This window comes from Umezawaea sp. Da 62-37, assembly GCF_032460545.1.
Lineage (GTDB): Bacteria > Actinomycetota > Actinomycetes > Mycobacteriales > Pseudonocardiaceae > Umezawaea.
The window spans coordinates 11,588,647-11,615,191 of record NZ_CP135965.1 but is presented as its reverse complement, the minus strand read 5'-3'; the positions used below and the strand labels follow the sequence as shown (position 1 = coordinate 11,615,191).

Below are 26,545 nucleotides of genomic sequence, written 5' to 3'. Positions count from 1 at the left end.
GTCGATCCGCGCCCCCTTCGCGTCACACCAGACTGGCGGGCTCGCCGAACAGGTCACCCGTGATCGCCGTGGTCCGGCCCTGGCTGTCCTTCACCACGGGGCTCGCGGTGGAGGAGCCCTGCGGCGGCACCGACGGCGGAGGGGCCATCGGCACCGGAGGAGCCGGGACCGGAAGCGGGGTCGCCACCACCGGAGGAGCCGCCGGAGGCTGGTTCACCGCGTTGCGCAGGGCGATGGGGTCCACGACCGCGCGCTCCGCGGGCCACGTGCTCCGGTCCGCCTCGACCACGGTGATGCCGTGCGCGGCGGCGAAGGCGTCGATCCGCGCGCGGACGGCCGGGTCGAGCCCCGCGCGGGGCACCGACACCTCCGCCACGTCCCGGCCGAACATGACCCCGCCGTACACGTGCGTCTCCAGCAGCAGGTTCTTCTGCGGGACCATCCCGTCCAGTCCCATGGCGTTGTGCACGATGCCGTCGACGTAGTCCATCCGGTTCTGCGCCAGCATGTCGTGCATCAGGTCGACGACGCCGCTGCGCTCCGGACCCTTGGCGCCGAAGGTGTAGTACGACCGCTGGCGCACCCGCGGGTCGAGCAGCAGGTGGGTCTCGCCGTAGTACTCGGACCCCTCGAAGCCCTTCGTCCGGCCGTAGTTCACGTTGACCGCGCCGAACACGGCGGCCTCGTGCGGACCGAAGCCGCGCCTGCCCGACTCGATGTCGTCCTTCTCCCGGCGCCACCGCGTGTAGTTGTCGCCGCGCGAGGCGTTGACCTCGTTGGACAGCGTCCAGAAGGCGAAGTCCGGATCCTCGGCGAGCAGGCTCTCCAGGTAGCCGATCTGCCGCGGCGTCCTGGCCGCGTCCAGCTCGGCGGCCGCCAGCATCGTCTTGGCGAGCTGGTGCCGGGCCCGCAGGGCCTTGATCTCCGGGCTGGGCCGGAACGGGTCCTCCGCCCGCGCCCTCTGCTCCCACTCGGCCAGCAGGCGGGCGACCTCGACCCGCCGCGCGTCCACGTCGGCCTGCTTGGTCCGCAGCATCCCGAGCGTCGACGAGTCGACGATGCTCAGGCCGATCTCCGCGGCCGTCAGGTAGTGCGCGTCCGGCTGGGCGAGCGCCGCGGCGCCCTGGTCGTTGCCGAAGACGGTCCCGCCCTTCAGCGAGATCGTGATCGGCGCGGTGGCGAACCAGGTCTCGGCCTTCGCGAGCACGCGCTCGGCGGCGGCGGCGTCCGGCACCCCGAGCTTCTCGACGAGGTGCCGCCTCACCGAGTCCCGCCGCGCCGCCGCCGCGGTGTCCCCCCGGCCGTTCTCGACCCGGTTGGTCCGGATGTCGCGCAGGTGCTCGTACTGGCGCTGGGTCAGCGACCCGGCGTGGTCGGAGCCCGGCAGCGGTACCGCGGTCGCGTCCGTGGACGGGACCAGGTGGCCGCGGGTCGCCGCGAGGTGCGCGCCCGTGAACGGCACGGCCCACGTGGTGGCCGGGTTCGCGATGGGCGGCAGGACGACGGCAGTCGGGGGCAGCCACGCGGTCGTCGGTACCGGCGCGGTCGTCGGCGCGGCCGTCTGCGCGGTCGTCTGCGCGGTCGTCGGCGCGGGTGCCAGCACGGCCCGCAGGCTGTCGAGGTGGTCGGACGCGGTCCTGGTGAGGACCAGGTCCTTGTTGTTCCACTCCGGTGAGCCCGGCTTGTCCCGCTTGATGGTGTCGAGGAAGCGCTGCGAGGTGGTCTTGCGCAGCTCGACGGAGCGCCGGTAGTAGCCCGGCGCGATCTCACCCGGCAGGTCGGTCAGGACGAAGTTGCCGTTCGCGTCGTTGTCCGGGCCCAGTTCGCCCTGGTAGATCTCGGACAGCGAGTAGGACAGCATCTCCGCCTCGTACCGCCTGCGCAGGAGGTCGAAGGTCGTCCGGGGATCCAGCCCCGCCCGCTCGGCGATGGCCTCGACCCTGGCTGCCACGTCGGGCAGTTCGACGTCCCCGCGCATGAACGAGGTCAGCGGGTCGTCGGACACCAGCGCGCCCGCCAGCCGGACGGTGTCCGGGGACATCGACGAGGTCGCGTCGCCGTCCCAGCGGAGCCGGTCGGCCTGCGACGCGAGGATCTTCCGGGCGAACACCGGCTTGAGCAGCGGGTCGTTGAAGGCCGCCGACATGTCCCTGGCCGCGTTGTCCACGATGGAGGCCAGCGCGATGGCGTCGTTCCTCGTCGCGACCTCGGGGCCCTGCGCGTTCACCTCGGTAAGCCTGGGCAGGATCCGGACGAGACCCGGCAGCGAGCGCGGCGCCGGGCGGCCGAGAACCTCCAGCACCCGCTGCACGTGCTCGTGGGTGCTCTGCCCCTGGCGGATCCTGGAGTCGGGGTTGTTCATGGCCAGGTCGACCAGCGGCATCCGGCTCGCCCAGTCGAGGACACCGGCCGGGCGGGCGGGCATCGGGGGCGCGCCGGTCTCCGAGGCGACGGTGGCGTCGTCCACGACCACCGCGTCGTCCGCCACGACCGCCTGCGGGGCGCCCGCCGCGATCCGCTGCTGCTCGGCCAGCACGTCGGAGGCCGCCTGGACCGCCGCCGTCCGCCGCTCGGCGTCCGCGACGGCGGTGGCGCGCTCCTCCACGGCCTTCTGGAACTCGGCGGTGAGCACGGCCCGCCGCTGGTCGTCCTGGGTGGTGAACAGCGCTTCCGCGCGGTGGTCGACCTCGCGGTCGGCCCGCGCCTTCGCCTCCAGCGCCGCCGCCTCGGCCCGGCGGGCGTCCGACAGGAGCGCCTGGGCGTCCGCCACCGACGCGACGGGCGGGGCGTTCGGCGGGGCGACGTCCGACTCGAAGGCGGTGGGCGCCAACGGGTTCGGCGAGGCCAGGGCGTTGGCTCGGGTCTCGATCAGCCACAGGTTGCGGGGCTTGAGTTCCATGGTCGGCGAGTCGATCCCGGCCGTCATGGGGCCGTTGTCCGCCACGACCCGGCCCTTGCCGTCCTGGTGCTGGAAGACCGGCTTCGCGTGACCGGGCTCCACGTACTCGTCCTGCAACCCGAGGAAGTGCCCGACCTCGTGCGCCAGCCGCCTGGAGTCGGTGTCGACCGGCCAGCTGAGCTGGTTCGCCCGACCGTTCGGGCCGGTGACGGCGATGTGGCCGTGGGCGTCCGCCGGGTTGTCGGTGAACTCCACGGTGACGTGCAGCTGGTCGTTGCTCGGCAGGCGGTGGCCCTGGTTGAACAGGGCGTCCACACCGGCGCGGGTGCGGGCCTTCAGCGCGTCCACGTCGGGACCGGACGCGTCGAGGTGCACCTTGACCGTGTAGTCCTGCACCTTCACGCCGTCGACGTCGAAGCTGCGCTTGTCGTAGGCGATCGGACCGCGCCACGCCTTCAGGTCGACGCTGCCGGGAGCGACGGTGCTGGTGGTCAGCACTCCCCCGTCCTCGGAGCGCACGGTGCTGACCGGAGCGCTGTCCCGTGCCGCCCGGATGTCCTGCGAGGACACCGGGTTGCTCGGCCGCGACCAGTCCGCGTTCGGCGCGTCGCTGTGCCGCCACGACTCGTCCGACAGGATCGGGTGCGGCGCCTGCGGACCATCGGCCGTGATCACCATGTCGGCGACCTTCACCGACTTCGGCGCCGGAGGCGGGGTGAAGCCCTCGGGGCGCTTGAGGTCCCAGTCCACGGTCACGTCCGCGCCGTCGGGACGACCGCCCTCGGCGATCGTGACGTCCACGGCACCGTCGAGCTTGGCGTCCAGCGCGGCCTTGACCGCCGGGGCGTTGGCGCCCGACACCTCGACCTCGGGCGGCAGGAAGCCGCGGTCCGCGCGCTTGCCCATCGACTCGGTGAGGTCGTCGGCCAACGCGTCGACCGTGGCCGACTGCTGCTCGTCCAACGACGTGCTGCCCGGCGCGAAGTCGAACGACCGCTCCGGCGAGGGGCCCTGCGGTGCCGCGAACCGCGGCGCGGCGGGGATCGGCTCCACGTCGGGAGCGACCGCCGTGCCGGGCACGGGCGGCGCGGCGGGCGGCACCGGCGGAACGGGCCGGGTCGGAGCGGGGACAGGAGGAACGGGCCGGGTGGGCGCGGCGGGCGGCGGGGCGTTCGTCGTGTTGTAGGCGGCGACCTCCTGGTCGACGGCGGTCTTCGCGTTCCACCACGCCTGCTGGCGGGTGTCGACCAGGGTCCGCGCCTGTTCGAGATCCGCCTCGGCGGTCGCGATCTCGGCCTGCGCCGCCTGGTGGCCGCTCACCGCCTGCTCGTGGCGGGTCACGGCGAGGTCCCGCGCCTCGTCCAGCCGCGCGGCGTTGCGCTGGGCGGCTTCCAGGTTCCCGGCGGCCGTCTCCACGTCCGCGGTCGCCGTCACCAGCCTGGTCTCGGCGTTCGCGTGAGCCGTGATCGCCTCGGCGAGGCGGTCCGCGGCCGCTTGGCGGTCGCCGTCGGTGGCCGCCTGGTCCTCGCCGATCTGCCGGACGGCCTCCTGCCGCTGCCCGACCACTCCGGCCAGGTCCTGGACCTCGGCCCGCGCGGCGTCGGCGGTGTCGACGGCGGTGCCGTGCAGACCGGTCGTGGTGGTGACCATGCCGACCGCGGTCGCGGCGGCCCTGTTCGCCACGGCCAGTTCGCCGAGACGGGTCACGGCGACCTCGCCCAGCCTCGCGGCCACGGGCGCGAGCCGGTTGACGGTGACCTCGGTGTCGTGCCGGACGGTGTCGGCGTCGACCTCCGCGTCGCGCCAGGCCTTGGCCGCGTCCTGCACCCCGGTCTGCGCGGTGTCCAGCGTCGCGGGCAGGTCCGTGCCGATCGCCGTCTCCGCGTCGGCCACGGGCATCCGGACCTGCGCCGATCCGGGTGCCACCAGCTCGACCACGGAGGTCCGGCCGCCACCGAGGTCGGCGACGACCCGGTACTCGACGTCGTAGGTCACCAGGCCGGAGCGGCCCTGCGGCTTGAGGTTGGTGGACTTGTTGTTCGTCGCGCCGCCGGAGGTCGCGTCGCTGTCCTCGCCCGCGTGCCGGAGTTCGACGCCGCCGGTGGAGAAGCCGACGTCGGGCTTCTTGGACGACACGCCGCCGCTGGCCGCGCCGACGGAGAAGTCACCCGTCTCGGTGTGCTTGCTCTCGCTGGAGGTGGCGGTGATCGTCGTCGTCGGGTTCTCCAGGTTGACGCCGTCGCTGAGGCCTTCGAGCCTGGGGTTGACCAGCTTGGCGTAGACCTTGACGTTCGCGTGCTGGCTCACCGTCAACGCGGCCTCGTGCAGACCCGGAACCTCCAACGCGCCCTTGAGCATTCCGGGCAGGTTCGGCTGCAACGACTCCGAACTCAAACCGGACTGCAACGCGTTCATCGAACCCGTGCCCTTGCCGGTGATGCCCTGGTTCGCACCCGCCGTGGTGAGCGCGAGCACGGCGGCCTGCCGGAGTTGCGCCGCGCCGCGGAAGTTCTCCACCGAGGCGGTGGCGGGCAGCACGACGCGGTCGGTCTGCTGCCAGGCGATCGTGGACTCGGGCGTCGCGCCGATCTCCACAGCGGGAGCCGGTGCGAAGGCCGGAGGCGCCACGGGTGCGCCGTCCGCCGCGACCTTGTGGTTGTCGGCGAGCAGCCGCACGTCCATGGTCTGCGGGGCGCTGGACGCCCGGCCGACGACCTGGTTGCCCTTCTCGACGACCAGTTCGAAGACGACCGGCACCCGGTACTTCACGGCGGGACCGGAGCCCGCGCGCACGTGGCCGGACTGCTCGGTGGTCGAGGTGGTCGTCGAGTGCGACTCCGCCTGGCCGACGGACGCGCTCGCGACGGCGCCCGCGGACCCGGAGATGTTCGGGTTGCTGGTGCCGGGCAGTCCGGTGCCGGGGACCTTGAGGCCGAGCCCCCAGGCGGTGCCACCGCCCTCGGTGCGGCTGATCTTGCTGGTGCCGGTGGTGGAGTGCGCCATGTCGACGCCATCGTTGACGACGCCGGTGAACACCGGCGCGTCCGCGATCCTGGCCTTGAGGGTCACCTGGTAGGTGTCCTTGCCGAACACGCCGGGATCGTGCACCAGCAGCGGCACACCGCCGTCGAGCGCGCTGTCCACGAGCCCCTTGACGCTCGCGCCGGACGTGAGGTCGGTGAGGCGCTGGAGGTTGTTCATCGAGTCGTTGAGCACCGACGCGGGCAGGAGGTCCGCGCCCAGCGCGCCGAGGTCGGCTCGCAGGTCGGGCACCAGGTTCGAGAGGTCCGGCACGTTCTCGACCAGGCCGAGGCCCAGCGCGCCCGAGTCGTTCGGGGTCAGCGTCGGCGGCGGGGTCATCGCGCCCATGTCCGGCGTGACGTGCGCGTTCACCAGTGGCGGCAGCGCGCCGATGCTGCGGGCGACCTCCTCCGTCACCCGGACGAAGACGCCGCCCGGCAGGGAGACGGTCTTGCCCGCCACCACGGGCGTGCCCTTGTAGAGGGTGTTGCCCGAGCGGCTCTCCGCGACGATCGTGACGTCGGCGCTGTACTGCACCAGCACCGTCCGCCCGCCCGCCGGGGTGGAACGGGTGCGGTCGACGCTGCCGCCGATCTCGGTGCCCTCGGTCGTGGACTTCGACCACGGGGTCCACCTCGCGGTGGCGCCGAGCGCGCCCGAGCCGGTCGAGTCCTTGTCGGTGGACTTCATCGGCGTGTTGAGACCGGCGGTCAGGTCGACGGACTGCGCGCCGGTGACGCTGTCGCCCGCCTTGAAGCCCCCGGTGCTGGTGTTCTCCGTGCTGGTGTCGTCCGCGATGGACACCAGCTTCGGGTTGGTCAGCGACACCGACATGCCGAGGGCGCCGGTGCGGTCGGTGACGCGACGGCCGTACCTCATGCCGCCCTCGGTCACGCCCTTGCCGACCAGCGTCGGCAGGGTGGCCTTGATGCTCTCCGGGCTGAACAGCCTGTCGATCCGGTTGCGGGACTCGGTGCCCGCCAGTCCGAGCGACGTGTCACCGCGTGCCGCGTCGTCCATCGCCGCGATGGCCGCGTCGCGCAACGCCTCGGTGCCGGTGACCGCCTCGACGTGCAGCCACGGTTCGACCGCGGGCTTGGGCGTGGTCAGCAGGGTCCGGATGTCCGGCGGCGCGGCCAGGTCGGCCTGGACCGGGACGCCGGGGGCGAACGTCGACGGGTCGGCCGTCATGGCCGAGCTGTCGGACACCCACAGGTTCACCTTGCCGCTGATCGCGGGCAGGGTGGTCGCGGTCGCGGGACCCGGCGTGTTCTCCGTCTTCGCGACCGTGCGCGCCTCGGGCACCTGGAGGAACGGCGAGCCGGGCGTGACCCGCTTGACCCACGCCCGGTTGCGGGTGACGGTCTCGATCTTGACCTCGAAGGTCACGTCGTGCTCGAACAGCTGGGCGTTCGGGCTGCCCGTGTTCTGCGCGCCGCTGCCGACGGTCGGCCCGGCGGCGGTCTTCGTCGACGTCGAGCTGGAGTACTTCGCGCCGAGCGTCGGGGTCGGGGTGGCCTTCGTGCCGCCGGACGTGCTGGGGATGACGACCTTGCCCTCGACGCCCGCGCTCCAGCCCTTCTGGGTGGTCGTCGAGCTGTCCAGCGCGGGCGCGGTGGAGGCCGCGCCGCGGATGTTGCGGGCGTCGGCCTGGCCGCGGTGCACCGGGTTGGCGACCTTGGCGGTGACGGTGACGTTGACGTACTCGTTGGTCGCCATGCCCCGCTTCTTGAGCTGGACCTGGACTCCCGCCCCGAGCAGGCTGTCCATCCGGGACTTCAGCGCGGTCGGCGACAGCTCCGTCGCGAGCTTGCGCTCGTTGGCCATCTGCTCCGCGAGGTCCGCGGAGTTCCGGCCGATGCCCATCGGGTCGCTGTCCGGGTCGGCGAACGTCGGGAGGAAGTCCGCGAAGCCGGGCAGGCCGCGCAGGGCGTCCTCGACCTGGCCCTGCACCCGGTTGGCGGGCTCGAACGCGCCGACCTTGACGTTGCCCGCGGCCGCCGCCGAGGCGAGGTACGGCGGGACGAAGCGCGGGACGAGCGTCGGGGTGGCCAGGGTCGTCCTGGTGCCGGGCGGCACCGGCAGGCCCGCGGCGGCCGCCTCCGGCAGCCCGAGGCGCACGTAGCCGGTGGCGGGCACGACGACCGGCGCGCCGTGCGGGGTCTGGAACTCCAGGTTCATGGTGACCAGGTAGAGCCCGGTGTCGCCCTTGATCTGGACACCGGTCTTGGACGTGGCGCTGGTGCCCGACGACGACGACTCCGTCGTCCTGGCGGAGTAGCCCGCGACGGCGCCCGCGGTGCCGCCGACCGCGTTCGGCGTCACGGCGCCGCCGCCGACGCCCACGTTGACGTCGAAGCCGCTCTTGGTGGACGCCGACAGGCCGGTGTTCGTCGTAGTGGACTCGTGCAGGTGCATGGCCGTGGACGTGTTGGTGCCGATCAGCGTCGCGGTGACCGGTGTGGCCTTCATCCGGACGACGCCCGCGCGGCTGCCGTGCGGGCTGAGCAGGTCCGGCGACACGACCCAGCCGTTGAGGGCGGCGCCGAGGTTGTCGCGCACCGTGGTGGGGTCGAGGAAGGTCCGCAACACCTCCCGGCCGGGCGCGCCCAGCCGGGTGATGGAGCCGTGCAGGTTCCCGGCGATGTCGGCGAACGCCTGGTCGGTGGCGATGTCGGTGACCGCTTCGGGCGCGGGGTGCTCCAGCGTGGAGCCCCACCCCGCGGCGGGGGTGTGCGTGGTCAGGCCGGGGTGGGGCACGTCGGCGAGGCGGAAGTCGTCGGCGATGTGCAGGGTGACGTCCACGTCACCGTCGGCGTCGGTGACGACCGCCGTCGGAGCGCCGACGACGCGGCTCTGCGCGTCGGTGAGCGAGACGGTGTAGTTGACCGGGACGACGGCCTTGACCGAGCCCTCGCCCGCGCGGATGGCCCGCTGGTCGGCGGTCGACGTCCCGGAGGTCGCCGACACCGCGGGCTTGGCCAACTGCGCCTTGACCGAAGCCGAGCCGTACGCGCCGACACCCGCGGAGATGGCGCCGCCCGCGCCGACGTCACCCGAGGTGGCGACGGTGCTCGTGCCCGAGGTGGCGTTGCCGCTCTGCGCGGTCATGTCGACCTTGATCGCGGGCGACGGCTCGGTGATCGCGGCGGCCGCGTCGACGGGGGTGGTCATGGTGGCCTTGACGGTCGCCTCGAACCAGTCGCCGCCGACCTTGACCGGGAACTTGCGCCCGGTGTCCAGGAACGACTCGAAGTCCTGGGACAGCGCGGTCCCGATCTTGTCGAGGCCGACCGGGGTGACCCCGGCGCGGGCGGGCAGCAGGCCCTCCACCGCGGCGGTGACCTTGGCGCCGCCGTTGACGTCCGTCGCGGCGATCGAGCCGAGGGCCTTGCTGTCCTGGAAGAACGCCGGGAGGCTCCGGGTGGGCAGCACGTCGGCGGGAGCGGGGGCGACGACCGCCATCGGGTGGGCGTCCGCGTTCGGGTCCACGGCCGGGGTCGACCTGAAGATGTTCCGGAACAGGTCGCGCATCGGCGCGGACGGCGGGAGCGCCGTGGCGTCGAAGTCCGCGGGCGGCGTGGCGTTGGGCGAGGCCAGCGCGTCGGCGCGGGTCTCGATCAGCCACAGGTTGCGCGGCTTGATCTCCATGGTGGGCGAGTCGATGCCCGCGGTCATCGGACCGTTGTCGGCGACGACCCGGCCCCTGCCGTCCTGGTGCTGGAAGACCGGCTTCGCCTTGCCCGGCTCGAAGTACTCGTCCTGCAACCCCAGGAAGTGCCCGACCTCGTGCGCCAGGCGCCTCGAATCGGTGTCCACGGGCCAGTTGAGCTGGTTCGCCCGGCCGCCCTCGCCGGTCACGGTGATGTGCCCATGCGCCTCGGCGGGGTTGTCGGTGAACTCGACGGTGACGTGCAGCTGGTCGCTGCCGGGCAGGCGGTGGCCCTGGTTGAACATGGACTCGACGCCCTCGACCGTGCGCGCCTTGACCGCGTCGACCTCGGCGCTCGAAGCGTTGCCCGCCGGGTCCAGGAACACCTTGACGGTGTAGTCCTGCACGCCCTTGCCGTCGACCTCGATGCTGCGCTTGTCGTAGGCGATCGGACCGCGCCACGCCTTCAGGTCGACGCTGCCGGGGCTGACCGTGCTGCTGGTCAGCACTCCCCCGTCCTCGGAGCGCACCGTGCTGACCGGAGCGCCGTCCCGTGCCGCCCGGATGTCCTGCGACGACACCGGGTTGCTCGGCCGCGACCAGTCCGCGCTCGGCGCGTCGCTGTGCCGCCACGACTCGTCCGACAGGATCGGGTGCGGCGCCTGCGGGCCGCTGGCGGTGATCACCGTGTCGGTCACCTTGACCGACTTCGGCGCCTCCGGCGGCACGTAGCCCTCCGGACGCTTCAGGTCCCAGTCCACGGTCACGTCGGCGCCGTCGGGACGGCCGCCCTCGGCGATCGTGACGTCGACCGACCCGCCCAGCTCAGCCGTGAGGACGTCCTTGACGGTCTGGGCGTTCGCGCCCGAGACCTCGACCTTGGGCGGGAGGTAGCCCAGGTCCGCGCGCTTGGTGACGGCCTCGGCGAGGTCGTTGGTCAACGAGGTCATCGAGGCGGACTGCTCCGCGTCGAGGGCGGCGCTGCCCGGCGCGAAGGCGAACGACCGCTCCGGCGCCGGTCCCCGGCGGGCGGGGGCGTCCGGTGAGGGCGCCGTCCACGGTGACGGCGTGCTCGCGGACGAGGGCGGGGCCTGGGGCGGCTGGACGGTCGGGTCGGCTGAGGTGCCGGGCCGCCAGTCCGCGACCAGGCCGTCGAGGAACGCGAACCGCTGCGGAGCCTCGGCCCGCAGGCGGTCGGGGTCGAGGAAGTAGACCATCGCGGCCTCGGACAGGTCCTCGTCCGCGTTGGTGGCGCCGTACTTCGTGATGGGCGGCTCACCCGCGAGGTTGGGCCTGCCGTCCGGGGTCCAGCTGCCGACCCGGCTGCTGAAGTCCGGCAGCTCGGCCGTCTTCAGCGCGTCGACGACGCGCTTGATGCGCTGGCTGGACAGGTCGGTGGGGCCCTGCTTGGCGAAGAGCTCCGGGTGCCTGGCCTCGAGGTCGGCGATGGCGGCGGCGTGCCTGGGCGCCGTCGCGGCGAACGAGGTGGGCGCCAGGACGTGCGACCTGACCGACTCCTCGAAGTCCTTGCCGGGGTCCTTGGCGCCCTTGTACGGCGGTTCGACGGCGAACACGGGCTTGCCGTCGGCGCCCCAGCTGCCGAACTTGGCGCTGTACTCCGGGAGCGCGTACTTGAGCAGGCCGTGGGCCAGCTCGTGGGCGGCCGTGGCCTCGACCGCCTTGGCGCCGCCGCCGAGCATCGCCGCCGGGTAGATGTTGAACGCGTTGTGCGCGGCGATGTACTCGCCGGTGGCGAACGGGAACAGCTTCGTCCCCTTGATCGCCTGGGTCACCGCGCCCACGTTGGTCAGCTCCTGCGGGATGCCCGCACGGGTGGAGTTCTCCCGCGCCGCGCCGAGGATCGGCTCGTAGTGCGTGAGCGCGTTCTGGAGGCCTTCGAGCTCCTTGGGGTTCCACGGACGGGCGTTGACCTTGTCCAGGGTCGTCGCGGTCGCCTCGGGGTGGTCCAGCCTGACCGCGGTGGCGCCCGCGGTGGAATCGACCTCGATGCCGTACTTCGCGGTGATCCCGGCCATCACCTGGCGGGCTTGAGCGGCCGTCACCTCGGGGTCGGCGGTGCTGGACGGGTCGTCCTTGACCTGCTCGGTGGCCGGGGCGTTGGGCGGCTGCGGGAACGCGTCGGCGTCGGCCCTGGCGGGCGCGTTCGGCGGGGAGACCTCGTCGCCGCTGATGCGCGCGTGGTTCTCCGCGACGGTGGCCGGGTCGCGGAACATGTCGGCCAGGTCGCGCATCTTCTGCGAGACCTCGTGGTTGCCCGCGTACTCGAAGTGCCTGTTGTCGGCCGTCAGCTCGATGCCGTCCGGCCCGTTCCGGAAGCGGTCGGCGAACGCCTTGGGGCCGTTCTTGGAGTTCCCGTCCCGGTCGACGAACGCGCTGTCGGGCGTGTAGGAGGAGAAGTCGGCCTGGTAGTACTGGTGGAACTCCTCGAACAGCTTCTTCGGGTTGTCCGGGTTCGTGCCGTCGATCTTGCCCGCGAGGTCGTGGATGAAGCCGAACGCCTCGTCCGCGGTGATCTTGCCGCGCAGGTAGAAGCCGAACGGGTCGGAGTCCACGATCGCCCTGGCGGCGGCGAACTCGCGCTGGTTCTCCCACAGTCCGCGGTAGCGGTCCATCATCTCGACGGCGAGCTTGTGCTCGGGCTCGCGGTCGTGCCTGCCCTGGCCGTCGCCGAACTGGTTCTTGGCGTTGTTCTTCTCGATGTCGTGGAACAGGATCGCCTTGGCCAGCGCGTCGACCGGGATGAGCCGGGTGTCCGCGTTCTCGTTGGCGGTGAGCTTGAAGTACTGCCCCAGCACCATCTGCGAGTGCTCGTAGAAGGTGTGCCCGTTGTTCGAGCCGGGCGCGCGGCCCGGCGTGAGCTGCGGGACCGTGGCGACCTCGTCGAACTTCCTGTCCAGCTCGCCGAACTGCTTGATCAGCTGGTCCACGACGGCGTGGGCGTCCCGGTCGGGGGACTTGATGCTCGTGCTGAGCTCGTCGCCCGCCGCGCGCTGCGCGTCGAAGACCTGGCCGCGCTCGGCGTTCCACTGGAAGTAGGAGTTGAGGAACGGGTCCGCGCCCTCGGTCCTGGTGTTGAAGTCGAGCGCGATGCGGTCGGAGTCGGCGGAGATGAGCGCGCCGATCTCCGCCTGGGTGGCGATCTCGGGCACCTTGGCCATGAGCGCGTCGACGTCGGCCGGGTTGACCGGGGCGAACGTGAACGTGGTCAGTTCCATGCTGGCGCGGGCACGGGCGTTGTTCGCCACGGCGTCGGCCATCGTGTCGCGGAAGGACTGGTCGGCCAGCGCCAGCGCCGGGTCCTCGCGCAGCGCGGTCCTGATGTCGGTGGACAGCTTGGGCAGCACCTCGGTGGAGACCACCGACTTGAGGTCGTCGGGGCTGGTGTTGAGGAGGTCCTGGCTGGTGAAGGCGTCCAGCGCGCCGGTGACGACGGGCGCGAGGACCTTGTTCTCCGCCACGTCGGCCAGCAGGTTCGGGTCGATGGCCACCTGCGTGGTCGGCGCGGGGCGCGCGGCCATGTTCGCGGCCACCCGGTTGCCGAACTCGGCGGCGCGGGGGCCGCTGAGCCAGCCGCCCTTCTTGCCGCCCTTCGGGGTCGCGTCCAACCCGTCGAGGTTCCTGAACTCCTCGCTGACCGCGGCCTTCATGTCGTCGCGCAGGTGGTCCGCGATCCGCTGACGGCTGTCGGCGTCGAGCAGCGCGAGGCCGGGGTGCGCCTCGACCTTCGCGGCGAACTCGTTCGCGACCTTGTCGGCGACCTCCGCGGTGAAGTCGCGGTTGACCTTCCCGGTCTTCGGCGGGATCCCGTCCCTGACCAGCTTCTCCAGGGCGGCCTGGTCGGCGACCGGCCCCTTGACCTGCTTGATCGCCAGGTCGACGGTCTTGGCGGCGTCCTTGGTGGCGTCGGCGACGGTCTTGTCGAGGGCCTGCTGGTAGGCGGCCTGGTCGACGTTCGGGACGCCGCTGTTGGTGAGGTGGGTGCGCAGTGCGGCGGGACCGGTGGACAGGACCTTGTCCGTGATCCTCTGGACGTTCTTCGACGCCGGGCCGACCTCGTTGAGGAACTGGTTGAGGCGCTGGACGCGGGCGTCGAAGCCGAGGTCATCCGGGCCCGCGGTCTGCGTGCCGGGGCGGGCGTTGGGGATGGACTCGTGGTCGGACTCGATCCGCGCGTCCTCGACGCGGTTCGCGGGGTCCTGCCTGACCTGCTGCCAGGTGACGTCGTGCTCTCGCAGCTGGGAGGCGATCTCGTGCAACTTGTGGGCGTCGTTGCGGAAGGTGGTCTTCCACGAGCCGTCGGGCTTCTTCTCCCAGTCGAACCAGGGGTCGTAGGCCTTGCCCACGGCGTCGCTGCGGAAGTCCGGGCTCAGGCCCACCTTGCCGTTCATCTCGGTGAGGGGCGTGATGCGGCCCGCCAGCGCCTCGTGGGCGAACCCGGCAGTGGGGTCGGCCGGGTAGCTGGTCAGCGAGCCGGGTTCGGCGTTCTTGATCAGCTCGGTGAGGTGTTGGCCGCCGATGCCGAACTGGTTGGCCTCGCCGCGCTGGTCGACGTTCGCGGTCGCTCCGGGGACGCCCTCGATCGTCGACTCGGTGGTGATCTTGTTGAACGTGTCCAGCGGGACCAGGAACGACCGGAGCACGGGGCGCTTGACGCCCGACCCCGGCTTGGTGTCGTCGACGGGTTTGCCGCCGTCGGTGTGCTCGTACTTCGTCAGCCACTGCAGCGCCCGCTGCGGACGACCCGCACCCGCCCACAGCGGTCCTTCGCCCTTGCCCGTGGAGAAGGTCAGGTCGCCGGTGGCGGGGTCCTGCTGGATGTCCTTGTACTGCGAAGTGGGATTGCCGGTGGCGTCCGGGGTGATCGTCTGGGGGTTGACGATCGCGGTGTAGATCCGGACCTGGTGGCGGCCCGCGATCGTCTCGATCTCGAACTCGCCGCGGTGGACCGTCTTCAGCACGCCCTCGTGCCTGATCGTGGTCGGGCCGGGGTAGGACACGCCGGGCCGTCCGATGTGGACGTTCTCCTTGGTGGCGTGGAAGCGGGCGTCGCCACCGGTCTTGCCGTTCTCGACCACGTGCACCGGGACACCGGTGACGGGGCCGTGCGAGGTGAACTTGCCGTCCGCTCCGAGCACGTGCACCCGCACGTCCGCGGCCGCGGCCACGTCGGCGAGCGCGGCCGACGTGGTCTTGCCGTTGATGGCGTCCACCAGCGCCTGCCGGTCGACCTGCGAGTCCGGCTTGAGCGTGGCGGCGATCGAGTTGACGAGGCTGGTGCGCGTGTCGACGGCCGGGACGGCGTCGGCGTAGGCGCCCTGCACGTCCAACGCGGTCTGCTGGTCCGGTGTGACCGGCGGCTGCGTCGCGGGCGGCGGCGCGTTGGGCGGCGCCAGGGGCGAGTCGACCGACGCCGACGGGGGCGGTGTGGCGTTGGGCGAGGCCAGCGCGTCGGCGCGGGTCTCGATCAGCCACAGGTTGCGGGGTTTGATCTCCATGGTGGGCGAGTCGATGCCCGCGGTCATGGGGCCGTTGTCGGCGACGACGCGGCCCTTGCCGTCCTGGTGCTGGAAGATCGGCTTCGCGGGGCCGGTCTCGTGGTACTCGTCCTGGAGGCCGAGGAAGTGGCCGACCTCGTGCGCGAGCCGCTTGGAGTCGGTGTCCACGGGCCAGTTGAGCTGGTTGGCCCGGCCGTCGGGGTCGGTGATGGCGATGTGGCCGTGGGCGTCGGCGGGGTTGTCGGTGAACTCGACGGTGACGTGGAGCTGGTCGCTGCTGGGCAGGCGGTGGCCCTGGTTGAACATGGACTCGACGCCCTCGACCGTGCGCGCCTTGACCGCGTCGACCTGGGCGGGCGTGGCGTTGGTCGACGGGTCGAGGAACACCTTGACCGTGTAGTCCTGCACCTTGACGCCGTCGACGTCGACGCTGCGCTTGTCGTAGGCGATCGGACCGCGCCACGCCTTGAAGTCGACCTTGCCGGGGGCGACGGTGCTGGTGCTCAGCAGTCCCCCGTCCTCGGACCGCACGGTGCTGACCGGCGCGGTGTCGCGGGCGGCGCGGATGTCCTGCGAGGACACGGGGTTGTTCGGCCGCGACCAGTCGGCGCTGGGGGCGTCGCTGTGCCGCCACGACTGGTCGGACAGGATCGGGTGCGGCGCCTGCGGACCGCTGGCCGTGATCACCGTGTCGGTCACCTTCACCGACTTCGGCGCCTCCGGCGGCACGTAGCCCTCCGGACGCTTCAGGTCCCAGTCCACGGTCACGTCGGCGCCGTTCGGCCTGCCGCCCTCGGTGATCGTGACGTCGACAGCGCCGTCGAGCTTGGCGTCCAGCGCGGCCTTGACCGCCGGGGCGTTGGCGCCCGACACCTCGACCTTGGGCGGCAGGAAGCCGCGGTCCGCGCGCTTGCCGACCGACTCGGTGAGGTCGTTGGCGAGCGCGTCGACCGTGGCCGACTGCTGGTCGTTCAACGACGTGCTGCCCGGCGCGAAGTCGAACGACCGCTCCGGCGAGGGGCCGCGAGGGGCGGGCGCGGGCGCCGCGGACGGCGACGGGGTCGCGGTGGACGTCCGCGGCACGTCGGCGGACGGTGGCGCGGGGGGCGGGGTCGAGCCGCTGGCCACCGATGGCGTCGGGCCGACGGCCGCGGGCGGGGCGTTGAAGGCGTCGACCTGCTGGTCGACGGTGGTCTTCGCGTCCCACCACGACTGCTGCTGGGCGTCGGCGGCGTTCCGGGCCTGCTCGAGGTCCTGCTCGGCCCGGGTGATCCGGTCGGCGATGTCCTGATGGGTGTCGAGCGCGGTGCCGAGGTCGGTGTTCGCCTGGTCGGCCAGGCCCTGCAGGCGCTGGGCCTCGTCCTTCGCGTTCTGCAGCGCGTTGTTCTCGGTGTCGAGGTCGTTCCGCGCGGTGTCGAGGTCGGCGACGGCCTTGGCGTGGTCGGCGTCGGCCTTCGCGACGGCGTCCGCGGCGGCGTTCACCTCGGCGTCGGCCAGGCCCTGGTCGATCACGGCCTGGTCGAGATCGGCCTGCGCCGCGGTCAGCTCGGTGTTGAGGTCGTCGAGCCGTCCCTGGTCGACGGCCAAGTCGGCCTTGGCGCCCGCGAGATCGCTGGAGAGCTGCGGACCGACGAGGTCCGGCTGGGCCTGCTGTCCTTCGACCGGGGCGGGACGAGGGGCGTTCTGGTGGGTGTCGAGCGCCGTCTGGGCGGCGTCGACCTTGGCGTTCGCGTTGTCGACAGCGGTCTGGGCGTCGCCGACCCTGGTGGTGAGGTCGTCGACCGCGGCGGTGTTCGCGTCCACGGCGTTGTCGGCGGCGGTCTTGGCGTCGGCGGCGAGGTCGGCGCGGGTGGCCGCGTCGCTCTGGGCCGTGACCTGGTTGTCCACCTCGGCGGTGGCGTTCGCGACGCCCTGCGTGGCGGTGTCCACGTTCGTCTGCAGGCCGGGCAGGGTGTCGGTGACCGCGGTGACGTTGTCCCGCGCGGTGTCCGCGGCGGCCTGCCGGGCGTCCAGGTCGGTGACCGCGGTGGCCAGGTCGGGCGCGAGCCGGTTGATCGTGTCATCGGTGGCGTGCCGGACGTTGTCCGAGGCGACCTCGGCGTCGCGCCAGGCCTTCGCCGCGTCCTTGACGCCGGTCTGCGCGGCGTCCAGTTCGGGAGTCAACGGTTTGCCGAGCGCGGTCTCCACCTCGGGCGCGGGCATGCGCACCTGGGCGGCGCCGGGCACCTGGAGGTCGACCACGCCGACGCGGCCACCGCCGAGGTCAGCCACGACCCGGTACTCGACGTCGTAGGTCACCAGGCCGGAGCGGCCCTGCGGCTTGAGGTTGGTGACCTTGTTGTCGGTCGCGCCGCCGGAGGTGGCGGAACTGTCCTCGCTCCCGTGCTTGACCTCCAAGCCACCGGTGGAGAAGCCGACGTCGGGCTTCTTGGACGACGCGCCGCCGGTCGCCGCGCCGATCCCGAAGTCCCCGGTCTCGGTGTGCTTGGACTCGCTGGAGGTGGTGGTGACGGTGGTCTTGGGGTTCTCCAGGTTGACGCCGTCGCTGAGGCCTTCGAGCCTCGGGTTGACCAGCTTCGCGTACACCTTGACGTTCGCGTGCTGGCTCACCGTCAACGCGGCCTCGTGCAGACCCGGAACCTCCAACGCGCCCTTGAGCATTCCGGGCAGGTTCGGCTGCAACGACTCCGAACTGAGACCGGATTGCAGGGCGTTCATCGAACCGGTGCCCTTGCCGGTGATGCCCTGGTTCGCACCCGCCGTGGTCAGGGCCCTGATCGCCGCGTCCTGCAACGCCTGCGCGCCGCGCAGGTTCTCCACCGACGCGGTCGGCGGGAGCACGGCGGGAACGGCCGTCGGCGTCGCCGGGCTGGGGTTGGCCTGCCAGAAGTTCGCCGCCGCGGGGTTGCCCTGCGTGGGCAGCTGCGTCGTGGGGGTCGGCGTGAACGCCGTGGTGTTCGCGGGCGTCACACCGGCGATCTTCTGGTTGTCCGCCAGCAGCCGCACGGACATGTCCTGCGGTGTGGTGCCGCCCGCCGTGCCGACGACCTGGTTGCCCTTCTCGACGACCAGTTCGAAGGTGACCGGCACGGTGTACTTCACGGCGGGACCGCTGCCCGCGCGCAGGTGGCCGGACTGCTCGGTGGTCGAGTTGGTGGTCGAGTTCGAGTGCGCCTGGCCGAAGCCGACGGAGGCCGCGGCGCCCGCGGACCCGGAGATGTTCGGGTTGCCGGAGGCGGGCAGACCGGTGCCGGGAACCCTGAGCCCGACGCCCCAGGCGGTGCCCTTGCCCTCGCCGTGGCTGATCTTGGAAGTGCCCGTGGTGGTGTGCTCCATGTCGACGCCGTCGTTGACGACACCGTCGAACGTGGGCGCTCCCAGGGTCGCCTTCAGCGTCACCTGGTAGGTGTCCTTGCCGAACACACCGGGATCGTGCACCAGCAGCGGCACACCGCCGTCCAGCGCGCTGTCCATGAGCGCCTTGACGCTCGCCTCCGAGGTCAGGTCGGTCAACCTCTGGAGGTTGTTCATCGAGTCCTTGAGGACCGACGGCGGCATCAGGTCGGTGCCCAGCTTGCCCAGGTTGGTCCGCAGCTCGGGCACCAGGCCCGAGAGGTCAGGGACCGTCTCGACCAGGCCGAGGCCCAGTGCGCCGGGCTCGTTCGGCTTGAGCGTCGAGGGCGGGTTCATCGTGCCCATCGGCGGTGGGGTGTGGGCGGGCAGCGAGGGCAGCAGGCCCATGCCGCGCGCGGTGTCCTCGCTGACCCGGACGAAGACCCCGCCCGGCAGCGTGACGACCGACGCGGAGGTGTTCGGGGTGCCCCGGTAGAGGGTGTTGCCGGAACGGCTCTCGCCCACCACGGTGATGTCCGCGTCGAGCTGGACGAGCACGGTGCGCCCGCCCGCCGGGGTGACCCGGTTGCGGTCGACGCTGCCGCCGATCTCGGTGGCCTCGGTCGTGGACTTCGACCACGGCGTCCACTTCGCGGTGGCGCCGATCGCCCCGGCACCGGTCGCGGTCTTGTCGGTGGGCTTCATCGGGGTGTTGATGCCCAGGGTGAGGTCCACCGACTTGGAGTCGGTCTTGCTGTCACCGGCCTTGAAACCACCGGTGTTGGCGTTCTCCGTGGCGGTGTCGTCGGAGATCGACACCAGCTTCGGGTTGTTCAACGACATCGACATGCCGACGGCGCCGGTCCGGTCGGTGACCCGGCGGCCGTACTTCATGCCGCCCTCGGTCACGCCCTTGTCGACCAGGGTCCGCAGGTTGGCCTTGATGCTCTCCGGGCTGAACAGCTTGTCGATCCGGTTGCGGGCCTCGGTGCCGGGCACGCTCAGCGCCGAGTCGCCCTTGGCCGCCGTGTTCAGCGCCGCGATGGCCTCGTTGCGCACGGCGTCGGTGTTGGCGACCGCCTCGACGTGCAGCCACGGGGCGACCGGCGGCTTCGTCGAGGTCAGCATGCTGCTGATGGTGGTGTTCGGCGGCGCCGGGGCCACGGTGGCCGCACCCGGCGCGAACACCGACGGGTCGGACTTCATGGTCGAGCTGTCGGACACCCACAGGTTCACCGTGCCGCTGATCGCGGGCAGGTTGGTCGCGACCGCGGGGTCGGCCGTCTTCGCGACCGTGGTGGGCTCCGGGACCTTCAGGAACGGCGAGCCGGGCGTGACCCGCTTGACCCACGACCGGTTCTGGGTGAACGTCGTGACCTCGACCTCGAAGGTCACGTCGTGCTGGAACAGCTGCGCGTTGGGGCTGCCCACGTTCAGGGCGGTGCTGCCCACCGTCGGGCCCGCCGCGTTCTTCGTCGCCGTCGAGCTGTTGTACTTGACACCCGCGGTCGGGGCCGGGCTGGCGCTGGTCTTCCCGGTGGTCGAGGGGATGACGACCTTGCCCTCGACGCCCGCGCTCCAGCCCTTCTGGGTGGTCGTCGAGCTGTCCAGCTTCGGACCGGTGCTCGCGGCGCCGCGGATGTTGCGGTTGTCGGCCTGGCCGAGGTGGACCGGGTTGGTCACCGTGGCCTTCACCGTGACGTTGACGTACTCGTTGGTCGCCAGCCCCTGCTTCTTCAGCTGGATCTGCACGCCGGGTCCGAGGAGGCTGTCCATCTGGGACTTCAGCGCGGTCGGCGACAGCTCCGTCGTCAGCTTGCGCTGGTTGGCCATCTGGTCGGACAGGTCCGAGGTGTTCTTGCCGATGCCGAGCGGGTTGCTGTTGGGGTCGGCGAAGGTCGGCAGGAAGCCGTTGAAGCCCGGCAGGCCGCGCAGCGCGGTCTCGACCTGGCTCTGCACCTGGTTGGCGGGCGCGAACTCGCCGACCTTGACGTTGCCCGCCGCGGCGGCCGCGGCCAGGTACGGCGGGGGGAACCGGGGGCCGTCCGACGGGGTGGTCAGGGCCGTCGAGGTGTTGTCCGGCACCTGCAGGCCCGCTCGGCCCGCCTCGGGCAGGCCGAGCCGCATGTAGGTGGTGACGGGCACGGTGACCGTTCCCCGGTGCGGGGTCTCGACCTCCAGGTTCATCGTCACTTCGTAGAGGCCGGTGTTGCCCTTGACCTGGATGCCGGTCTTCACCGACGAACCGGTGCCCGCGTTCGACGACTCGGTCGTCTTCGCCGAGTAGCCCGCGGTGACGCCCGCCGTGCCGCCGACGTTGTTGGGCGTGACCGCGCCGCCGCCGACGCCCACGTTGACGTCGACGCCGCTCTTGGTGGAGGCGGTCACGCCGGTGGTCGTGGCCGTGGTCTCGTGCAGTCGCAGCGCGGTGGTCGGGGTGACGCCCACCAGGGTCGCGCCGGTCGGGATGGCCCTCATCCGGACCACGCCCGCCCGGCTGCCGTGCGGGCTGAGCAGGTCCGGCGACACGACCCAGCCGTTGAGGGCCGGGCCGAGGTTGTCGCGGATCGTCGTGGGGCTGAGGAAGTTCTGCAACTCGGTGCGGCCGGGCGCGCCGACCTTGACGATCGACGGGTGGAGGTTCGCCGCGACGGCGTTGAACGCCACGTCGGCGTTGATGTCGACCACGGCCTCGGGGGCCGGGTGCTCCAGCGCCGCACCCCAGTTGCCGTTGGGCGGGGTGGTCGCGCCCACGACCACGGGGGGCCGCGTCATGGTGGAGAGGTCGTCGGAGATGTGCAGCGTCACGTCGACGTCCGCCGCAGGCGCGGTGTTCGTCGCCGGCGTCGACGTGACGGTGACGGGGGCGCCGACCGGCCTGTTGCTCGCGTCGGTCAGCGACACGGTGTAGGTCACCGGGACGACGGCCGCGACCGAGCCCTCGCCGGAGCGGATGGCGCGCTGGTCGGTGGTCGAGGTGCCGGTGGTGGTCGACTCGACCGGCCTGGCCAGCGGCGCGCTGACCGCCGCCGAGCCGTACGCGCCGACGCCCGCGGAGATCACGCCGCCGATGCCGATACTGCCCGAGGTGCCGATGGTGCCCGTGTTCGCGGTCGCGTTGCCGCTGTTCACGGTCAGGTCGACCTTGGTCTTGGTGGTCGGCGTCGTGACCGCGGCGTTCGGGTCCACCGGCGGGTCGAGGGTCGCCTTGACCGTCGCCTCGTACCAGTTGTTGCCGACCTTGACCGGGAACTTGCGGCCGTTGCCGACGAACGACTCGAAGTCCCGGGTGAGCGCGGTCTCGATGTTGTCCACACCGACCGGCGTCACGCCGGCCCGCGGCGGCAGCAGCCCGTTCACCGCGGCCGTGACCTGGGCGCCGCCGTTGACGTTGGACGGGACGATCGTGCCGAGGGCCTTGTTCTGCTGGAAGAAGTTCGGGAGGTTGCCGCTCGAGGGCAGCACCGGCGGTACGGCGGGCGGGGTCGCCGCGGCCGGGTTCGTCGTGGGGTTGGCCGTGGGGTTGGCCGTGGGGTTGGCGGTCGGGTTCGCCGTGGGGGTCGCCGTGGGGGTCGCGGTGGGGTTGGCGGTCGGGTTGGTCGCGGCCGCCGGGTTCGTCGTGGCGTTCGCGGTGGGCGGGACCACCAGCATCGGGATGACCTGCGGCTGGTTGGCCGCCGGGTTCGAACCGAACAGGTTCTGGAGGAACTTGGGCGCGTTCGGCGGGACCGGCGCGTTCGGGTCGTTGGCGCGGGTGTGGGGGTTGTCGTCGATCGCGGCCGACGGGCCGGACAGCTTGGGTGCGGGCGCGGGCTGGGCACCGGCTGCGGGGGGCGGGGTGTTCGGTGCGGGCTGCGCGGTGGTCGGGGCCGGGGTGTTGGTGGTCGGGGTGTTGGTGGCCGGGGTGTTGGTGGCCGGGGTGTTGGTGGCCGGGGTCGGGGTGTTCGTGGCCGGGGTGGGCTGGGTGCCGACGGGGGTGGCCGGAGCCGGGGTCGGGGTCGGGGTCGCCGGGGTCGGGGCGTTGGTCGCCGGGGCGGGCTGAGCGCTGGCGGCCGGGGCGGGCGTGTTCGGCGGCGGCGTGGCCGAGGGTTGGGTCGTGACAGGAGCTGCCGGGGCCGGGGCGGCGGGTGGCGGTGTGGCGGGCGCAGGCGCGGGTTTCGGCGACTGCACGTCAGCGACCGGGGCCGGAGCCGGGGCGGCTGCCGCGGGCTTGGGCTGGGATTCGACCGACACGGGCGGGTTCGCCGACGGCTGCGGGGCGACTGGCGCGGCCGGTGCGGGGTTGGCGGGCGCGGGGTTGGCGGGCGCGGGCTGCGCGCTGACCGGCGGGGTGTTCGGCGACGGCTGCGGCGCGGCTTGTGCGGCCGGAGCGGGGGCGGGCGCGGCGGGCTTCGGAGCAGGCGCGTCGACCGGCGCGTTCACCGCGGCCGCGGGCTGGGTGCTGACCGGGGCGGGCTTCGGGGACGGCGACTCGACCGGGGTGGACGTGTTCGGCGTCGGCGTGGGCTGGGCGGCGGCCGGGGCTGGCGCGGGGGCGGGCTTCGCCGACGGCGTGTCCGCGGTCGGTGAAGGGGTGTTGACCGCCGGGGCGGGCGACGGCTGTGCCGCGACGGGTGCGACCGGAGCCGGGGTCGCTGCCCTGGGCGACGGCGTGTCGACCGACGGAGCCGTGTTCGCCGCGGGCGCGGGCGAGGACTGGGTGCTGATCGGTGCGGCCGGTGCCGGGGTGGCGGGCGGCGGCGTGAACGACGCGGGCTTCGGCGTCTGGACGTCGCTGGACGGCGTGGTGACCGCCGGTGCGGGCTGCGCGCTGACCGGCGGGAGGGTCGGCTTCGGTGCGGGCGCGGGTGCGGGCTGGGCGGCGGCCGGGGCCGGGGTGGGCGCGGCGGACTTGGGCGACTGCGCGTCGCCGGTCGGAGAGGGGGCGTTGGTCGTCGGAGCGGGCGACGGCTGCGCGCTGACGGGCGCGGAGGACACCGGCGGCGTCGCACCGGGCTGCGGACCGAACCCACCCAGACCACCGGGCTTCGGAGCACCTGCCTGCGGAGTACTCGCGGGGTTCGCCGAGGCTGGCGGCGTCGACGCGGGCTGCGAGGCGGCAGGCGCCTGGACACCGGGCGCAACAGGTCCGGTCGGGCCACCGGGGTTCGGAGCGGTGGACGGCGCGGCACCCGCAGGCGCAGCGGACGACGGAGGCGCCGCAGACGGCTGCGCACCCACAGGAGCGGACGAAACCGGCGGAGTCGCGGTGGGCTGCGGACCGAACCCGCCCAAACCACCGGGCTTCGGGGCAGTTGCCGGCGGAGCACCCGCAGGAGCCGCAGACGGCTGCGCACCTGCGGCAGGAGCAGACGAAACCGGCGGCGTGACCCCAGGCTGAGGGCCGAAACCGCCCAAACCACCAGGCTTCGCAGCACCTGCCGGCGGAGCAACCGCAGGAGCCGCAGACGGCTGCGCACCCGCGGCAGGAGCAGCAGGAGCAGACGAAACCGGCGGCGTGACCCCAGGCTGAGGACCGAACCCACCCAGACCACCAGGCTTCGGCGCGGTGGCCTGCGGGGCGCCCGCGGCCACCGGCGGAGCACCCGCGGGAGGCGCGGAGACCGGTGGCGTGGCGCCGGGCTGGGGGCCGAAACCGCCCAGGCCGCCGGGCTTCGGGGCGGTCGGTGCCGGTGGGCCGGTGGGCGCGGTCGAGACCGGTGGCGTGACGCCGGGCTTGGAGGGCTGCGGGCCGCCGGGGAGGGGTGCGCCGGGCTTGTCGACGGGGGCCTTGGAGATGGTGCCGTCACCGGTGGGGCTGGTGGCGAGGTCGAACGAGCCCTTGGACATGCCGGGCGTGGCGAACTTGCTGCTCCGGTCGGCCGACTGGCCACCGGGCGACGCGCCGCCGCCGGGGGCCATCGGCGCACCGCCGGGCTGGGTGCCGGGCTGGGCGCCCGGCGTCGTGGCGGTGGCCGGTGCGGCGGAACCGGGTGTGGTCACGTCGGGGCGCGGGCCCGCCGCGGCCGGGGCCTGCGGCACGCCTCCAGTGACGGGAGGGGTCGCGGTGGGCTGCGGGCCGAACGAGGGCATGCCGCCGGGCTTCGAGGCGGTCGGCGTCGGGACGCCACCCGCCGCAGGGGACACCGGAGGGGTCGTCCCGGTGGGCTGCGGGCCGAACGACGGCGCGCCGCCGGGCTTCGGGACGGACGGCGTGGTCGGCGCGGTCGGGGTCTGGACGCCACCGGGCGCGGAGGACAGCGGTGGCGTGAACGCGGGCTTGGCACCCGGTGCGCCCACCGGCGCCTTGGAGATGGTGCCGTCACCGGTCGGGCTCTTGGGGAGGTCGAACGCGCCCTTGGCCGCGCCCGGAGCGGTGAACTTGCTGCTCCGGTCGGTCGACTGGCCGCCTGCCGACGCACCGCCGCCGGGGGCCATCGGCGCACCGCCGGGCTGGCCGCCCGCGTTCGGCCCGGCGGAACCGGGGGTCGTCAGGCCGGGACGCGCTCCGGGAGGCGCCTGCACACCCGTCGAGGCCGACGGCACCGACGGGGTGGCGGGCGCCTTGGGCGAGGAGAGACCGCCTGCCCCGGAGGAGACCGGTGGCATCGTGCTCGGCTTCGGCGTCGCCCCACCACCCGGCGCGGCGGACGTGGGCGCGCCGGGGTTGGCGACCGGCGCCTTGGAGATGCTGCCGTTGCCCACCGGGGCTTTCGGGGCGTCGAACGCGCCCTTGGCCGAGCCGGGCGTGGTGAACTTGCTGCTCCGGTCGGCCGACTGGCCACCGGGGGACGCGCCGCCGCCGGGGGCCATCGGCGCACCGCCCGCCTGGCCGGTCTGGCCGCCGGGGCTCAACGCGCTGGAGATGTTCTTCGGTCCCCCGCCGACGCCAGAGGTCGGCAGCGTCGCGCTGCCGCCCTTGGCGCCGGGCACGGTGGGCGCCGCGCCGACCGGACCGCCGCCGAGGCCAGCGCCCTTGGCGCCGCCGCCGGGCGCGGAGGTCGCGCCGGGGATGGTCGGCATGGCGCCGGGCTTGATGCCGCCGAGACCGCCGGTCTTGGCACCGGGCGCGCTGCTCGCGCCACCGGGGATCGTGGGCGTGGCGCCGATGTTCCCGCCGCCGAGACCGCCCGCCTTGCCGCCGGGGGCGGTGGCCGAGCCGCCGGGGATCGTGGGCGCGGCACCGACGCCCTTGCCGCCGAGGCCGCTGGCCTTGCTGCCGGGAGCGGTCGTCCCGGCGCCGGGGATCGTGGGCGCGGCGCCGACGCTGCCGCCGCCGAGCCCGCCGGGCTTGCCGCCCGGCACGGTGTTCGCGCCGCCGGGGATGGTCGGCGCGGCGCCCGCCTTCCCGCCGCCGAGGCCACCGGCGCTGCCGCCAGGGGCCGTCACCCCGCCGCCGGGGATCGTGGGCACCTTGCCGACGTTCGCGCCGCCGGGCCCACCGGCGTTGGTGCGCGGAGCGCCGTTGGCGCCCGCGCCGGGCAGTGTCGGAGCCGTCGACACCGACGGGCCGCCCGCCGTGCGGGTGGGCGCGGGTGCCGGGCCGGTCGCGCCGGGGATGTTCGGTTTCTGCGAGACCTGCGGTCCGCCCGCCGTCTTGGTGGGCGGCGGCGCCGAGGCGGCCGCGCCGGGGATGTTGGGCTTCTGCGAGACCTGCGCCCCGCCCTGCTTGGGCGGCGGGGCGATGGAGTTCGCCGCGCCCGGCACGGGCTTGAAGGTGTTGTTCGGGTCGATCCCCCGGAACGAGGAGGCGTTGTTCGTGTCGGTGGAGACGGTCACCTGCTGGGTGGCCTTCAACCCCTGCTGGACGTCCCCGAACGCCTTGGAGCCCCGATCGGCCTGTGCGACGGCGTGGTCGTTGGAGTTGTTCAGCGCGGGCACCGCGAACAGCCCGATCGGGCCGAGGGAGCCCATGCCGAGGTTGAGCCCCCGCAGACCGCCGGAGATGCTGCTGAGCCGGGCCTGCATGTCGCCTGCCCGGCCCTGCAGCCCGGTCATCGTCGACTCGCTCTGGGAGAAACCGGAGTTGCCCGTCGGTCCGGACCCGATCCCCGCGGGCGGCGGCGGTGGCGCCGGCGTGGGGTTCGTGTTGACCGACGGGTTGGCGTTCGGGTTGACGTTGGGACTACCCGAGTTGACAGCCAT

At 73.2% G+C, this 26,545-nt stretch carries 1 protein-coding gene; it reads right to left on the bottom strand.

The window, feature by feature from the left end:
* Positions 1–22: 22 nt before the first annotated feature.
* Positions 23–26,545 carry a hypothetical protein gene (locus tag RM788_RS51875; protein WP_315929210.1) on the bottom strand — a complete coding sequence of 8,841 codons (26,523 nt, stop codon included), beginning with the start codon at positions 26,543–26,545 and terminating at the stop codon, positions 23–25.

Bases quoted from the DNA above. Each gene is read 5' to 3' on its own strand.
- RM788_RS51875 (WP_315929210.1), bottom strand. From the start codon at position 26,545: ATGGCTGTCAACTCGGGTAGTCCCAACGTCAACCCGAACGCCAACCCG.